General features: G+C 38.5%; 11 protein-coding genes. 2 read left to right on the top strand and 9 right to left on the bottom strand.

The window, feature by feature from the left end:
• Positions 1 to 34: 34 nt before the first annotated feature.
• The 5 genes from LJE12_RS12345 to LJE12_RS12325 all read right to left on the bottom strand — a co-directional run bounded on the left by LJE12_RS12345 (position 35) and on the right by LJE12_RS12325 (position 6,380).
• On the bottom strand, positions 35 to 1,138 hold the full coding sequence (locus tag LJE12_RS12345) for a recombinase family protein (protein WP_227226995.1): 1,104 nt from the start codon (positions 1,136 to 1,138) through the stop codon (positions 35 to 37).
• Positions 1,139 to 1,144: 6 nt separating this feature from the next.
• On the bottom strand, positions 1,145 to 2,827 hold the full coding sequence (locus LJE12_RS12340) for a recombinase family protein (RefSeq protein WP_227226994.1): 1,683 nt from the start codon (positions 2,825 to 2,827) through the stop codon (positions 1,145 to 1,147).
• Between the two features lies 1 nt (position 2,828).
• On the bottom strand, positions 2,829 to 4,301 hold the full coding sequence (locus LJE12_RS12335) for a recombinase family protein (RefSeq protein WP_227086860.1): 1,473 nt from the start codon (positions 4,299 to 4,301) through the stop codon (positions 2,829 to 2,831).
• Positions 4,302 to 4,321: 20 nt separating this feature from the next.
• Positions 4,322 to 5,971 carry a recombinase family protein gene (locus LJE12_RS12330; protein WP_069989197.1) on the bottom strand — a complete coding sequence of 550 codons (1,650 nt, stop codon included), beginning with the start codon at positions 5,969 to 5,971 and terminating at the stop codon, positions 4,322 to 4,324.
• Positions 5,972 to 6,107: 136 nt separating this feature from the next.
• Positions 6,108 to 6,380: a DUF6870 family protein gene (locus LJE12_RS12325; RefSeq protein ID WP_227086827.1), complete on the bottom strand. Its 273-nt coding sequence runs from the start codon at positions 6,378 to 6,380 to the stop codon at positions 6,108 to 6,110.
• 360 nt (positions 6,381 to 6,740) lie between these two features.
• Here LJE12_RS12325 and LJE12_RS12320 point away from each other — a divergent pair, with 360 nt between their 5' ends.
• Together LJE12_RS12320 and LJE12_RS12315 are read left to right on the top strand one after the other, a co-directional pair.
• Entirely contained in the window at positions 6,741 to 7,118 is a 378-nt protein-coding gene (locus tag LJE12_RS12320) for a plasmid mobilization protein (RefSeq protein ID WP_069989199.1), read from the top strand.
• Complete coding sequence (locus LJE12_RS12315) at positions 7,105 to 8,754, top strand: relaxase/mobilization nuclease domain-containing protein (protein ID WP_227226993.1); 1,650 nt, start codon at positions 7,105 to 7,107, stop codon at positions 8,752 to 8,754. Before LJE12_RS12320 ends, LJE12_RS12315 begins: the two co-directional genes overlap by 14 nt.
• Positions 8,755 to 9,168: 414 nt before the next feature.
• On the opposite strand, the gene LJE12_RS12310 is transcribed toward LJE12_RS12315, so the two are convergent.
• From LJE12_RS12310 to LJE12_RS12295, 4 genes are all read right to left on the bottom strand, one after another.
• Positions 9,169 to 10,002, bottom strand: a complete 834-nt coding sequence (locus LJE12_RS12310) for a hypothetical protein (protein ID WP_227226992.1) — start codon at positions 10,000 to 10,002, stop codon at positions 9,169 to 9,171.
• A gap of 160 nt (positions 10,003 to 10,162) precedes the next feature.
• On the bottom strand, positions 10,163 to 11,074 hold the full coding sequence (locus LJE12_RS12305; RefSeq protein WP_227226991.1) for a YodL domain-containing protein: 912 nt from the start codon (positions 11,072 to 11,074) through the stop codon (positions 10,163 to 10,165).
• Entirely contained in the window at positions 11,071 to 11,328 is a 258-nt protein-coding gene (locus tag LJE12_RS12300) for a transposon-transfer assisting family protein (protein WP_069989203.1), read from the bottom strand. Before LJE12_RS12300 ends, LJE12_RS12305 begins: the two co-directional genes overlap by 4 nt.
• Positions 11,325 to 16,145: a DUF3849 domain-containing protein gene (locus tag LJE12_RS12295; RefSeq protein WP_227226990.1), complete on the bottom strand. Its 4,821-nt coding sequence runs from the start codon at positions 16,143 to 16,145 to the stop codon at positions 11,325 to 11,327. The genes LJE12_RS12300 and LJE12_RS12295 overlap by 4 nt, the downstream gene beginning before the upstream one ends.
• Between the last annotated feature and the right edge of the window lie 35 nt (positions 16,146 to 16,180).

Here is a 16,180-nt window from a genome sequence, read left to right as displayed (position 1 = left end):
ATTGGCCAGGTTGTATCCGGTTATAGTTTAGAAACTAACCGGATGCAGTACTAGTCTTATCGCAGGTAGACATTTTTCCTGCTGCTGATGTATGGGCACAGTACACAACTGGTACTGCCCCATAGTTATACATCATTTTTAATTTGCAATTTCCACAGGTTACTTTTCCTTTTAGTGAGAAACCAGAATCCTGGACAAACCCCCGTTCTTTCTGTTTTCCTATAACGCTCTGTGCATCTTCAAATTCTTCATGTGTCACAATTCCCTTGTGGTGATTTTCTGTAATAAATTGCTGATGTTTTTTGGTTCTTCGCCGTTCAGTGCTTCCTACCCGGATATTGCTCGTCTTTCCTTGCACCAATGCCCCCGTATAAGTGTAATTACGCAACGTCATCCAAACCATCCTTGCATCCCACAGCCATTCTTCATCTGCTACTTTTCTGTTCCAGACAATATTTTCTTTTCTCTGCTTTCGGAACTTTCCCGGTGTCGGAATACCTCTTTCATTTAATTCATTTGCAATCATTAATGTGCTATAATCCTGCAAAGCCAGTTCAAAGACCAGCCGTATGATCTTTGCAGGTTCCGGGTCTATTTCCCACTGCTGTCCCTCTCCTTTTTTATACCCAAATGGGACACGACCATAAGTAGAAATACCTTTTTTCCACTTTGTCTGGACGCAGCTTTTAAATTTTTTTGACAAATCCCTGCTATATAAGGTATTGATAAGGTTACTGATGCTCATCTCCAGACCCATCGTATTTCCAATATAGTTATTACTGTCATACTGGGAATTGACTGCAATCACACGTACACCTAAGATGGGAAATATCTGTTCCAGATAATCTCCCACACCAATATAATCTCTTCCGATTCTGGATAAATCTTTTACAAGAATAACCTCTATCTTCCCACGTTTTGCATCTTCCACCATTGCCTGAAATGCTGGACGGTTAAAGTTCGTTCCAGTATGCCCATCATCAACATATTCTGTAACATCCCCATCCAGTTCATCCATAGATTCTACAAAATTCTGTAAAATCAATCTCTGGTTTTCAATACTATTGCTCTCATCCTTATTATTTTTACCAAGATCACCATCTGCCAGTGACAGTCTTAAATAAAATGCCAGCTTCATAAATCATCACTCCAATATTTCCGTTATCTTCTGGAATACATCTGAGCATTTCATTTGTATTTCAATCATTCCCTTTGAACTGACATAAATCTTTTCTACCAGTTCATCTATCATCTTTTGATTAAAAGAACGCTCATCCAGATATTTTTCCAAATTCTTTTCTATTTCTAAAAATTCTTCTATACTTTTTTCTACAACTCGTTTCCTTGTCTGTGCTTCACGTATTCCAGTTTCCAGTTTTTCTTTTTCTTCCGTATAATGTTCCCGTAACATCTGGTATTCCTGTTCATCCAGCAAGCCTGTTGCAAAATTTTCATATAAAGTTGCACTGGTTTCCTCTGCTTTCATCAGTTTAAATTGCATATTCTGTATTCTCACACGCAAAGATACCAGCTCACCCTTGTCATAACTTCCTTCTTTCATTTTTTCAAGAAGCACCTTCCGGTCACACATTGCCTGTATCATGTTATGAATCTGATCCATAACTATAATCTTTAACAGATCTTCATGCACTTTCTGTCTGCAATATCCCGGTTTTCCATCATATTCTTTACAATAATAAAAACCTTTTCTTATACCATGGGACTGACCAAAGTTGGTATAACGCATATAGGTCATAGTCATTCCACACTCCATGCACTTGACTTTCTGAGGAAAGCTATCTACTATATCCCTCTGTCTCGCCAGTCCACGCTCCACAGATTCTTTATATTTTTCACTTGCCCGATTCCATATTCTCTGAACTTCATCAAAATCTGGTCTGGCAATGATCGACTCATGTGTATTTTCATGGATAACCCAGTCTTTCGGGTCTGTGTGATGTTCCGGCATATTTCTGTATTTTGCTCTTTTTCTTTTTCCATAAATAGTTGTACCGATATATGCCTGATTCACAAGAATTGTTTTTACTCTGTCCCCTGTCCAACGATCTGTATCTGGTATAACCATATCAAGTTCATGGGTTGCCTTATATGCATGAGGTGTCATAATATCAAGCATTTTTAAACGTTTTACTATAGCTCCTGTTCCTCGTCCCATCTGATACCATCTGAAAATTACCCGCACTATCGGAGCTGTTTCTGGATTGACTTTTAACTGATTTTCCTTTTTATCAACGGTGTATCCATATATGCTCCTTGCTATCGTGGCATCCCCTCTTTTACTTTGCATCTCAAAAGCCAGCACTTTTTTCTTGGAAGCATCTTTCGCATACATTTCATTTATCATATTTTTTACTGGCATCACGATGCTGTTTCTATCTTCTTCCCTGCTGCTGTCAAATTCATCATTAATAGAAATGAGCCTGACATTCAAGCATGGAAAAATTGTTTCTATATAATAGCCTGTTTCTATAAAGTTTCTTCCAAAGCGGGACAAATCCTTTACGATAATACACTGAATCTTTCCTGTCCGCACATCTTCCATCATTCTGATAAATCCTGGTCTGTCAAAATCTGTTCCTGTATAACCATTATCTACATAAGTATCTACCAGATGATATTCTCCATGTTCTTCAACATATTGATGAAGCATCTCTATCTGTGTCTGTATCGTTTCTTCATTATCTTTTTCTACAGAAAGTCTGGCATAGACACCTGTCTCCAACTGCGGTCCTGTTATGATTTCCGGTGTCATCATCTCCTGCTTCTTTTCAATAATGTTATTATTTCTTCTGCTCTTTCGTGCCATCTTATGCCTCCTCAAACCATTCTTCAGGTAACATTTCTTTCCATTCCCGGTTTTTAAACTGTACCTCTATTTTTTCATATCGAAAAGATTCCACCCTGTCTATCCATCTCTTTACATCTGGTCTGGTAATCTCTTCCGGAATCACCATTTCAGAAAACATTTCTATCCATGGATTATTTTTGCTGAAACACTTTTCTATCTTTTTGATTTCTTCCAGATAAAATTCCAGTTTTTCATCGCACTCCATAAATTCCTGCACATTAATCTCTTTTTGCATCTCATATTCATCTTCTGAAATCTCTCCTGCTATCATCTGGTTGTAAAGTGGCAGGTTCTTTTCTTCTACAGAAAGCATTTTCTGAAAAACTTTTTGAGCAGATGCTTTTACTTTCTGAATCTTTTTAACCTTTTCTTCTTCCCACATCTGGCTTCCAATCATCCCTGTAATTTTTCTGGCGATCTGATTTTCATTTACGAGAATTTCATAAACAGCCTGATACACTTCCTCAAAAGAAATATTACCTCTCTCATAAGATATTTCTGCCGGCTTTGGATAACTCAGGCGAAATACTCTTATCTTCAATCTCTGATGTGGATATAATTTTAACGGTATGCCGGATTCTTTATCAAAAATTCTACCGGAAAACGGATTTAATTTCCCAAGACCCAGATTTTTTTTATTAATGCTCCTGTGAGTAAGTGATTTTTGTGCTTTCTGAAAAAGTTCCATATCCACCACCATTGGGCAGGAGAACATTTGCTTCTTTCCATCTATCGTCCGTTCCCATTCACCGATATACTGACGGTTATATAAGATTCTTTTTATCTGATCCCGTTTCCATGCAGCATGTTCATCTTTAATTTTTCTTCCCCACAACTTGTTAACATAATTTCCAGAGGATTCTATTTTTTCTTCGGTAAGGATTTTAGCTATTTCTGAGCAAGACTGTCCCTCACTTGACAAACGAAAGATTCTTCTTACTATTTCTGCAGGTTCCGGATCTATTTCAAGTTCCATCTTCCCATCCTTATATCGAAAACCATATTTATAATATTTCTTGGTTTCATTGAACTTTCTCATGTCCTCTGTTACCAATTTATCTTTATACTCTTTTGCTTTCCTGTCCAGATACACAACAGCTTCCTGTTCCGTCACATCCAAAGAACAAAAATCGTCTTCCACCACTGCAATCTGTAATCCGGCCGGAAGAAACATACTTTTAAAAAGCTCTGCCGCTACATTAGAATTTCTTCCACAGCGAAACATAGAATCTATCACTAAGCAGTCAAACTGTCTTCCCATAGCATCCTGCTTCATCTGAAGATATGCAGTTTCTTCAAATTCTTCTTTTTTCCTGTCAGAATATTTTTTTACCAGCTTCCATTTTCTCTGTTTTATATATTCCTGTATTCTCTCATTCTGCTGACTGATAATATCATTCGGAATTTCTCCCTTCTCCATACAGGAAACCATCCTCGTATAACTCGCACATCTCATAAGCTCCCAGCCTTTCTTTCCGTTTCATTCTCATGCATTGCTGCACACTCTACAAATTCTGCGATTTCATCTTCATAGTTAAAATGAATTTCTATCCTATCAGTGCCATATACAATAATTCTGTCAATCAATATTGCTATTACTTTCCGATTCAGAGATTCGATATTATGATACTTCTTAAATTCTTCTACCCATTGCTGTGTACACATTTCATTGGACAGCATTCTTTTTCTCTTTTCTTCCAGCTCATGCCTTGTGTTTTTCGCCGTCTCGATTTTTTTTGAAAATGTCTGTTTAATATCCCGGTATTCTTCCCTTGAAATGATTCCATCTGTCATGTCTTCATAAAGATTATTTTTTAGTTCTTCATATTTCTGCATTTCTTTATAAAGCGTTTTTATCTGTGTATCAAGCATCTTCACTCCAAATTGCTGCTGAGGAATGTCTTCAATCTGAGAAAGGATATTGTCCGCTCTGACAATCAAGGCAATCTGATTTCTGACTGCTTCCAGAACTATCTTCTTCAATTTAATATCACTGATATTATGCGAGCTGCATCCTTCTCCACGTTTATAAGTTGAACAATGGTAATAGAAGTAGCGTTTTCCTTTTTTCTTTACACTCCGGCGTACCATATTTTGCCCACAGTCTCCACATCGGAGCAGACCGGAAAACACATAAATGCTTTCTTCCTCTGGTGATGTTCTTGTATCTAATGCCATCAGCCTTTGTACAGTTTCAAAAACTTCTCTGGAAATGATCGGCTCATGTGTCCCTTCTACTCTAATCCAGTTCTCCGGTTCTATCATCTGACACGCTTTGACTTTGTAGTTAATCTTTCTCGTCTTTCCCTGCACCATCGTTCCGGTATAAAGTTCATTTTTCAAGATTCTGAGAACTGTTCCGGCATCCCACTTCGGATTCTTTCCTGCTCTGAAACCATTGTTATAATTGATTCCACATGAACGCTTGTATTCGGTTGGTATCAACACACCCATGTCTGACAAATCAGCCGCAATATTCTGTGCGCTGAATCCATCCAGCTTCATATTAAAAATTGTCCGCACAATCTCTGCGGCATACTCGTCTATGACCAGATGGTTTTTGTTGTCCGGATCTTTTTTATACCCATAGCAGGCATAGTTACTGATAAACTGTCCCCGCTTTCTTTTCACATCAAACTGACTTCGGATTTTAATTGAGATGTCCCTGCAATAAGCATCATTTATAAGATTCTTAAAAGGAACTATGATTTGATCTGCATCGTTCTCCGTATCAGCACTGTCGTAATGATCGTTCACTGCTATAAAACGAATACCAAGCACCGGAAATATTTTTTCCAAATACCGCCCTGTTTCAATGTAGTTTCGTCCCAGTCTGGAAAGGTCTTTTACGATGATACAGTTAATCTTATGTTCCTTTGCATCTTCAAGCATCTTCTGAAAACCCGGACGCTCAAAATTTGCACCACTATATCCATCGTCAATATACTCTTTGACCAGTGTTATATCATTATGCTGATTTGCGAAGTCACGAAGCAGACTTCTTTGATTGCGGATACTGTCACTTTCCACTTTATCTCCATCATCTCTGGAAAGTCGCAGATATACCGCAGCTAAATATGAATTTTGACTTTTAAAATACATAAAGCCATCAACCTCCTAATCTACTAGCCTTATAGCTGTAAACCAGAAAATTCATGGCTCTTTGAATACTCTTTAAATTTTGACCCACATCCATATTAACATAACTTCTGGTTCTTTGCCACATCTTTTTTTATTTTTATAATTTTTTTTCTGACATGATGCATCTGCTCAGACATTCTTCCAAAGTATCTCTGCCTGCAAAACTAATCTTTACTATCACCCCATTTGACAGATAACAATACGGATTTTTAATCTGCCGGATATAATCTTCCAGTCTTTCCCTATCTGAAAGTTCTGTATGAATCTGCACATCTTCTGCTGATACAAGGGATTCTTTCTCTACAGTATGAATATCTATCTGTGCCATTTCCTTTAATTGAGCCGCTGTTGGTAATCTTTTCTGCGTCATTTTCCAACCTCCATTTTTTTGTCTTCTACTAATTGCAAGTTTCAGAGGGTGTTTGGTCGGCACTTTTTTAACTTTTTTTATTTTTCACCGTCATTTCATAGCTTCAAACTGACTATTAGTGAGGGGATTTCTCTCTTAGAGCAAGTTTCGCAACGTAGCCCAATAACCCTTACAGGCTCATCGGTCACTTGCAACTTGATGGGGATTCCGTTTCCCCATACCCTCGGCTACTATCAAAAGCAGACGTATTGGTTCCCATGTACATGGTCACAGCAGGATGAATTTTCATCCTTTGTCATCACAGACTTCTGTGAATGTTTCTTCCTGTATTCGGAACCGTACAGCAGAAAGGAAAAGAATATGACAAGACCGAAAAAAGACGAACAGACCGTCCGCAGTAACAGCATCCATATTCGCATGAACGATACGGAGTATGAACTTTTACAGGAGCGAGCCAGTGCCGTCAACATGAGCATGGCTGAATTTATACGAAATGCTCTGGACAATCAGCAGGTAACAATCAAATATGAACTTGTTGCTGATGTTCCGGAAATAAAAAAACTGATCGGAGAATTTGGCAAGATTGGTAGCAACCTCAATCAGATTGCCCGATATTTTAACCAAGGTGGAATCATATCGGCAGAAATGCGTGGGGAAATAAAGAAATGTATACGGGATATTTATGAAATGAAATATGAAGTAATGAAGATGGCAGGTGATTTTCGTGGCAGTGATTAAACATATCGCAAGTAAAAATGCAGACTATGGAGAATCTGAACGGTATCTTATTTTTCAACACAACGAATATACCCAAAAACCTGTCTTGGATGAAAACGGACACATGATTCTCCGGGATGAGTATTATCTGGATGGACTAAACTGTGATCCATTTACTTTTGCTTCTGAATGTCAGGAACTGAACAGCTATTACCATAAAAATCAGAACTTCAACGAGATTAAATCTCATCACTACATTATCAGTTTTGACCCGAAAGATAGGGATGAATGTGGATTGACCGGTGAACGGGCACAGCAGCTTGGCTTAACTTTTGCAAAGAAAAACTTTCCCGGTCACCAGGCTTTAATCTGTACACATACAAATGGACACAACGAAAGCGGCAACATCCATATTCACATCGTAATCAACAGTATCCGGAAATATGATGTACCAGAAGAACCATTCATGGAATATGCCTGTGAATCAAAAGCTGGCTATAAGCATCATCTAAGCACAGCCTACCTTGCCCATTTAAAACAAGAAGTTATGGATATGTGCCAAAAAGAGGGATTGCATCAAGTTGATCTGCTCACTCCTGCTGAAAGAAAAATCACAGAAAAAGAATACTGGGCACAACGCCGGGGACAGGAAAAACTTGATAAGCTCAACCAGAAGATGCGTGAAGATGGGATTACCCCAAAAGAAACGAAATACCAGACAGAGAAGCAATTTCTCCGGGATGCGATTGACAATGCTGCAGGTATCGCAAAATCTCCGGAAGAATTTTCAAAAATCCTTGAAGAAAAGTATCGTATTATTTTCAAAATTAGTCGAGGACGTTACAGTTACCTTCACCCTGACCGTAAAAAATATGTTACTGGCAGAAATCTTGGAACCAGATATGAAGAAGATTTTCTCATGAAAACATTTATGGAAAATACAAAATCTCTCTCAAAAAAGAAAAAGAATGTCCAGGAACAACCTGTTTCGGATACCGCTACCAATTTACAGCAGGCACTTTCTTTCGATTCATCTCAGATTTCTGTTCCATTCATTTTCATAAAATCGGATCTCCGGCTTGTGATAGATTTACAGACCTGTATCAAAGCACAGCAGAGCGAAGCCTATGCTCAAAAAGTAAAACTGACGAATCTAAAACAGATGGCTCAGACTGTTGCCTATATACAGGAACATGGGTATGACACCAGAGCAGATTTTAATGCTGCTCTTACAAATGCAGAAAGCCAAACCAGCCTTGCCCGTAAAAAGATGAAAGATACCGAACAACAACTCAAAAATGTCAACGAACAGATTCATTTTACAGGACAGTACCTTGCCTACAAAGACCTCTATGCCCAGTACCGCAAAAGCCGCAATCGTAATAAATTTTATGAGGAGCATAAAGCGGAACTCTCTCTTTACGAAACTGCTTTGCGTGTTCTGAAAGAAAAATCCAATGGACAGAAACTTCCTTCCATGAAATCACTCTATCAGGAAAAAGACCGGCTCACAGAACTGCGTGAAGTACAACGATCCGATTTTTACAGCCATCGTGATCAGGAACGGGAACTGAAGACTGTAGATGCTAATATTGATATGATTCTTGGGAAGAAGCCTGAGCGTGGACTGGGAATTAAGAAAGAGCAGGATTTATAAAGTATATATTTTCCTTATTATTTCGCAAAGGGTAGCGTTTCATATTCAACTCTGAAACAGTCTCTTTATATATCATTACTTTTATATTTTTTGCCTATCATATAATACATTTTCTGAACCATCTGTAAGCTCTTTTCTTATGTGAAAATGCCAAAAAAAGGCTCTGCCAAGTGCAGAGCCTCATAGCATTTTCTTTTAAGAACTTTTATCCTCTAGCCAGATTGTGGTAAATGCTAAACCCTTATAAAGCTAATAAGGCACTGCCCTCTGACATAATACCTTACTTCAACGCTTGACAGACACTCAAGTTGCCTTTTGTTACTATTATATTTACCTGATACCATAAATATATCAATCAAATTTCTGATATTTTTTCATCACAATTTTTACGGTTTATCTTCAAAATTAATACAATTAGATAAGAGAATGTTTGTGTAATTCCTCCACAATTTCAGCCACATCATTTTCTGATAATAAATTAATGAGAGAAATTTTATTACCAATTCCATTAAACGATGTTCCTGTATAAAATCCTTTTTTTCGACCTGAAATCCAGAATCTATCATGAAAATCATTAGTATACCTAATTTCTATTCTACAATTAACTCTTTCTCTAATTTTATCACAGCTTTGTGTTGTACAGTTTCTATGTTCAGTCATAATAATAACAGATTCTGCTTTAGCATTATTAATTACAGAAGAAACCATATCACAATATTCGTCTCTTCCATCTTTGAGTAAATAAGGATCAACAATAATTAATTCTTTTCCTTCAGAAGAAATTTCTAAAAAAAATCGAGAAAATTTTTCTATTTTTTCTTCTCTACTTAAATTCTTCCACAACACATCCTCTTTAATATATGAAAGATTATTTAGTTCCATATATTCTTTTATCATTTGTTGAACTTCACTATTACTAATTCTTTTGCAAAACTCTATCTTAATCCCTAAATCTCGTAACGACCTATTGCCCAATTTTTCTATCGGTAATCTTTCAAATTCTGTAAAAATATATTTTAATGCGCTATCACTATTTTTTATATTTTCATCATCTACACCAAATGCGTTCATTGGAATCTCAATAATGTCATATAGCGCTGATGTCATGCCAATACCATCAATTCCAACTTCATTATGCAATTTTTCAAAAACACAATCTTCAATATCTCCCAATGTAACTTCAGCGGACTTTTCTCCTTTAGATGTAATCGTTTCATAAACATCTACATTGAATCGAAAATAAAGCATCTCTATCCCCTCCATAAAAGTATTTTTACATTTCACAGAAACTCAGTGTGTTATTTTTTTAATTCATCTTCATAATACATATTCCATTATAATCTCTCACATCTTTTTTTCAACAAAAATGGCCCTGCCACATATGTAGCAAGACCACTTCTGTCAAATACTATTTTTTCTTCCTCTCCATATCCTCCGTCATCGCTTTCTGCTGCGTCTGTTTCTTCCCCTGCTTTGCGACTTTCTTCTGGTTGAGCCGGAGCTTGGCGAGTACGGATTCTCTTGGTTTATCTTTGTCTTTTACCTTACGGACGTTGTTCATCAATCCGTCAATCATGTTGTAGTTGGCTTCTTCTGCCATCTCCGCACTGCGAAGATATTCTCCGTTATCCATGACCTTCTGCCAATTTGCCAGCTCTGGTTCTTTTTTCTTCTGTTGTGGCTGCTGTTCCTGTCCGATTGGTGTTGACGTTTGTTGCTGTGGCGGTGTTTCCTGTTCTTTTTCTTCCTGCTGTTTTATGAAATTTTGAATCTTTTCTCTTGCCTCGGCATCAAGTCCGTTATAATTATCATTCATAACAACGGCACCATCATCACTAAGAACCACATAGGCAGCTCTCGGTCCGTATTCTTCGTGTTCCATCAGAAACCATTTTCTTTCATTCATCAAAATGTAATCAATGACTTGCCATGTTCCCTTTTTTCCTTCGATAGTATATCCCTTTGTGTCAACATCCAACTTTGTATCCGAAGAATTTTTCATCTGGAAGAAATCTGAAACAATGATAAATCCATCTTTATCTACATAGTAGGCGGTCGTTTTTCCATCATCAGTAAGGACAATGACATCACTGCATCCGATGGAGTGACCTTTAAAGTTCTTCGGTCGCTGTTTCTGCAGGCGTGTTTTTATATCCGCCGGAGTTTCCCCCGGCCGGATTCTTCCAATATATACCTGCTGATAATTTTCTGCCCTGACCTCTTTTCCTTCACTTTTTAATTTGGCATAAGAACGGAAACGGACATTTCTGTACTCTGGTGCTTCTTTCACCTGATATACTGCACACTGACTTGTGTTCATGCTTCACTCTCCTCCATCAACTCTAAATCTTCTTTATACTCTTCCAAATCCATGAGGAAAACCTCGTAGCCTTCATCGCTCATACAGAACAGTTTTCTTATTGTTTCGCAGACCAGCATAATCATTTCCGAATCTCCTGCAAGAAATGGTATAACCCGGTCGATTGCTTCCATAGTATCAATTCGGTTGCCCTGATCAAGCATTGCAGTTACTATACATTCTTCCATATCAAAATTCATAGACAGATCCATCATAATTCCATATCTCCCTTCTTATGTTCATTATTTTTTTCTTGTGCTTTTTCCTGTGCCTTTACTCTCGCCTGATAGTCTTTTAAAGACTGCAGAACAGATTTTTTAATGCTTCCTGGTTCTCTTGTTACTTTCTTCTCTGCATTTTTTTCAACATCTATATTTTTTCCTGATTGTTTTTCGGATAATTCTTCCGTAATCTCTGCCTGCTTATTCTTTTTATCTACAAGATATTTTTCCATATCATTGATTGCTTTCTGTACCAATGGGCTTTCCTTATAATGCGGAATCATATCTATCAGTTCCCTGTCTACTCTATCCCAGCTCATCAGTTCGTATTCTCCAGAATAATCTTCATCCCCATCCTGCAGATCAAAGCCAATACCTTTGCCTCCATGCATTCGTTCTGCCGGAATACTTTCATAAATTTTAATCGCTTCTTCTAGCGTGAGATTATTATGGTATTCCCCCATGACCGGGAACTCCATGCACTCTGCTACATAAAAAGTAATCGTAGCTTCTGGCTGTTCCTGTTCTGGTTGTCTGGTAAAGATAGAAAGGGTTTCTGCTTTTTCCAGACGGGAAAACAGTGAACGGGCAGTTATCACATCACTGTCTATATCAGATTCTTCCGATACTTCAATCAGCCAGTCCTTTAAACACCCTGTTTTCTTATTCAGAATGTCCTCTGTGATTTTCTCCACCTGTTCTTCCCTGTTCTCAACGGTATCTTTATATTCGTAAGTGTCATATTCATAGCTGAAATTATCCAAATCCACTGCCAGCTTTTTGATTTCCTGTTGATCAAGGTAAGTATCTGCTTCCTTCATATATTCTGCCAGAGTAATTCTTTCTTCAGCGATAGGATTGATGTCCACCTTAATACCTGCCATTGCTATACCATGAGCATTTAATTCATTAAAGAAACTATCCTCCCGTATATTGCCACGATAAGAAAGCACTACATCAAGGTCAGAATCATTTCTGTAAAGTTCCTCTCTGCTTCTGGAACCATGCACCCTTGCAGCAAGCAGCTCTACTTCATTTTCCAGTCCCATTTCTTCCAGAATACCCTGTGCATGATACAAGACACCTCGTTCCACTTCTGCCCTGCTAAGACCATTTAATGCTACTTCATCTCTCCCAATCTCAGAAGTCGCACGAAGCTCACCTGCCTGCAGTAAGTCTTTGGAATGTTGGATGGTCATTGCCTCAAATTCTTTATAGTCTACTTTGACGCACTCCATATCATCCATTCTTTCACTTTTTAAGATTTCATAAGTAGCTTTCTGAATAGATATATCTGGATTATCGTAATCACTTTCATTAATTTCATGCAAATCAGAATCATAGAAAATATAAAAATAACCTTCTTCCGTTGCCTGTACAGTCAGATACCCTTTACTCTTAGTAAACTGCATGGCGATTCCCTCACAGGTATCCACTGCTCTTTCCCGGTCATAGTCCTCAAAAATACTTGGAGGACAATTCTTTAATAACTGTGCCAACTGCATCTGCCGTTCGCCTGCTTCTTCCACTTCTGCCATCAAATCCTCATAATCAACGGGAACTGCATTTTCCAGGGACATATCTTCATCTTCCAAAATATCTTCCATTGCCTGCCGCATAGAAACATCAGGATTATCATAGACACCTCCGTCAATCTCATCGTAATTCAAAGCATAAAAGGTATAATCATAGCCTTCCTCTGTTCTCTGGATTGCAAAATACCTATCGTCAATCTTATATGCCAGTTCATCTGGTTCCAGTTCCGGCATAAGTTCTTCCACAGAAATTCCTTTCTCCTGCTGATATTCTGAAATAGCTTCCAATGCTCCTGCATCATACCCATTCCAGAGATCTTCTGCAACAAGCTGACCATGTTCCGATACGATAATCCCTGCCACATCTGAACCATACTCATCATGTTCCATGAAAAAGAACCTCTCCCCTGCATACTCTCTTTCATCTACTGTATGCCAGGTTCCTGCATGTCCATCTGCTTCAAATCCTCTGGTATCTGCTGTAATGGTGACTTCCGCTTCATCTAATGCCTGTTCAATCTTCTGCATACGGATCTCTGCTCTTGCCATATCAATAAATCCATCTAACACCGCTGGGTGGCTTTCTATCACATAATCCTGATTCAGATTCTTTCCCTGATTGATATTTTCCGGGATTTCGATACGCTCTGCCCAGTCTTTGTTCTGTCTGGAAAATCTGCCATCATAAGAAAGTTCCCGAAGCGTATTTGCCATAACAAATGTCATACGCTCTTCTCCAAACTGCTCTAACACTTGCGTTGCAGCATCTTCCTCTAAATGCAGCCCGTCAAATTTTAATGCGATTGCTTCCTCGATTGCTTTCTTACAATCAATATTTAACTTTCTGGAATCCAGATAAGCATCTACATCCCGTTCTTCCATCGCCTGAGCAAGTGTTCCTTTATAGACTGGGGGATAGGCTCTGGTATGATTATTTTCTAGCATCTCCATTCTCTGCTGTACAAAGTCCGGAAGTTCCTCAAAGCCGAAAGAATCCACATAATAAGCCTTTGTTTCCGCCGTCCGGTTTATAACTATGACATCGCTTACCGATAAAGAATGTCCATGAAAATCGTTGGGGCGGTTGATATTAAATCTCTCAAAAATATCATCTAATGTGATCGTTGGTGTCCATGGAGCCGCATACACCATCCTGTAGTCTTTTCCATCAATGCTATAGCCTAATTTTTGAGCCGATTCAAAACCCATAAACTGATAAGTATGTTCTCCACCCGTATCCATCTGATAGATTGCAAAACGACCGCTTTCTCCATGAAGAAGTAAGGTTTCATCAATCTTTTCTGCACTATCCTGTTCCAGTTTTTCCTGTCTGACAATCGCTGCTTCTCTTTCTTTATGTACTTCCCATTCCGTTTCCGTAATACCAAAGATACCGTCATGCCCCAGGATTGCATTTTCTGTTTCTGCAAGGATCTGTCCTGCCTGTTCTGGATGATCTGGATTTCCATTTAAGATAAAAACTTCTGCACCTTCTCGATACAGTTCTACTGCCCTGTTTTTTTCAAGAGGATACATGTGTTCCAGTTGGATTCCTGCTTCGTGCATTTCTGTAAAACCAATCCTTCCATCTGGAAAGTTATCAATCTGTGTCTCTGTCTCATGCACAAGACTTCTCATAACTTCACTTCGGTCACCCCGATTCGCTGTCAGCATACGGTTTACCAGTCCCAAAACTTCGTCCCGGTCATCCATCTTATAAGCAAAATTTACGATAAGGTTTCTTTGGGATTCTGTAAAATTCTCATGACTGGCAGTTTCTGCAGCTTCAATCAGTCTATGGGCATACTGCATGGTACTTTCTCTTTCTTCTGGAAGCTCTTTAGTTGGAAAGTTTGCTCTTGCTGCCTGAATCACTTCATGTACTAAGTTTGTACCGGCTTCCTCATAAGATCCCCGCATATCCCAAACCAGATCATTCAGTCTTTCTATCTGGCTGGGAAAGGTTTCTGCATATTCCGTTACAAATGCTTTCTCTTCTTCTGTAAAAATTGTTCTCGGAAATTCCGCTTTTTCCACCAGCATTTCTGCCTGTTCTTTCGGTGTCAGCTCTGAAAAATAAGCAATGCCTGTATCAGCATCATACGCTACATCAAAAAAGTGAATCGGATAATTTTCTCCCACTCCATCACTTGCATACAATACTGTGATTGCTGCACCTCTGTCCTCCAAAAATTCTTCCAAAGATTTCTCATCCTCTGAGATTTCTTTCTGCTCCAGCCGACTGACATATTCCATCACATTCTCCCGCAACTGTTCTGCTGTCATGTTCTCAACCAGATCATACGCATATTCTGAACCCATGCTGCCTAAAAGATGCAGAATGACATCCTCTCTATGGAATGTTTCTCTGATTGGTCTTTCCATTTCCAACTCATGCATCTTTGTTTCAATATTTTCAATAATTCCCGCTGAAGTTTTTCGGATGGTATCCATAGACGCTTTCAGCGTTTTCATGTTCTGACTTTCACACCAGCTTGCAATATAAGTAAAGGAATATTCCGAAGTATCCAGTCCAAAATGACTACATACAATATAAGCAATGCTTTCTGCTTCTACTTCTTTGGCTGTCTTTCCTTTTATAATGCCATCTGCATCCATTACATCATTGTCATGCAGAATTGCATGGGCAACTTCATGGACACCGGTTTTCATGGACTGGAGATTACTCATTCCTGTTTTAATCGCAATATATTTTTCTGTCTGATGATAATAGCCTTTTGCCTCCCCGTCTATTTCCATAAACCGTACTGGTACCGGTGAAATATCCTGCAATGCTTCCATAAAAATATCATAAAACTGCACGCTTCCTATCAGCTCCGGTACATCCAGTTCTGCAATCGGTTCTCCTTCTGTCTGGCTGACATCAAATACTGTCGCTACCCGAAATCTCGGGATTACCATTTCTACAATCTCTGTTTCCGGCTGTCCATCTTCGCCAATGATTGGTTCCTGTGTATCTGGATCAATCTTTTCTATTTCCTGTTTTTCTTTTACTGGCGTCGGTGCAATAATCTGGATTCCTTTTTCACCCCGTTTTACATGACGGTTAAATTTCTTCTGCCATGCCTGATAACCTGCCACCAGTGTCGCATCCGGTTTCTGCATCGTAATCAGAAGAGTATTGTTGAAACTATAATTATGAAATTTTGACATCGTATCCAGATATTCTGTATAACGCTCTGATGTAAAAATTTCCTTTACTCCCTGTTCCAGACGCTCTGTGATTTCTTTTAATTTTTTATCTGTTTCTGCCATAGTTTGTCCTCCAATTTTGAATTTATCCTGCCAGA

Origin of the sequence: Blautia sp. DFI.6.71, assembly GCF_020593585.1 — a bacterium.
Lineage (GTDB): Bacteria > Bacillota > Clostridia > Lachnospirales > Lachnospiraceae > Blautia_A > Blautia_A wexlerae.
This window is presented reverse-complemented; position numbering and strand designations above follow the sequence as displayed.

Bases quoted from the DNA above. Each gene is read 5' to 3' on its own strand.
- LJE12_RS12325 (WP_227086827.1), bottom strand. From the start codon at position 6,380: ATGACGCAGAAAAGATTACCAACAGCGGCTCAATTAAAGGAAATGGCA.
- LJE12_RS12340 (WP_227226994.1), bottom strand. From the start codon at position 2,827: ATGGCACGAAAGAGCAGAAGAAATAATAACATTATTGAAAAGAAGCAG.
- LJE12_RS12295 (WP_227226990.1), bottom strand. From the start codon at position 16,145: ATGGCAGAAACAGATAAAAAATTAAAAGAAATCACAGAGCGTCTGGAA.
- LJE12_RS12335 (WP_227086860.1), bottom strand. From the start codon at position 4,301: ATGGTTTCCTGTATGGAGAAGGGAGAAATTCCGAATGATATTATCAGT.
- LJE12_RS12310 (WP_227226992.1), bottom strand. From the start codon at position 10,002: ATGCTTTATTTTCGATTCAATGTAGATGTTTATGAAACGATTACATCT.
- LJE12_RS12305 (WP_227226991.1), bottom strand. From the start codon at position 11,074: ATGAACACAAGTCAGTGTGCAGTATATCAGGTGAAAGAAGCACCAGAG.
- LJE12_RS12320 (WP_069989199.1), top strand. From the start codon at position 6,741: ATGACAAGACCGAAAAAAGACGAACAGACCGTCCGCAGTAACAGCATC.
- LJE12_RS12330 (WP_069989197.1), bottom strand. From the start codon at position 5,971: ATGTATTTTAAAAGTCAAAATTCATATTTAGCTGCGGTATATCTGCGA.
- LJE12_RS12300 (WP_069989203.1), bottom strand. From the start codon at position 11,328: ATGATGGATCTGTCTATGAATTTTGATATGGAAGAATGTATAGTAACT.
- LJE12_RS12345 (WP_227226995.1), bottom strand. From the start codon at position 1,138: ATGAAGCTGGCATTTTATTTAAGACTGTCACTGGCAGATGGTGATCTT.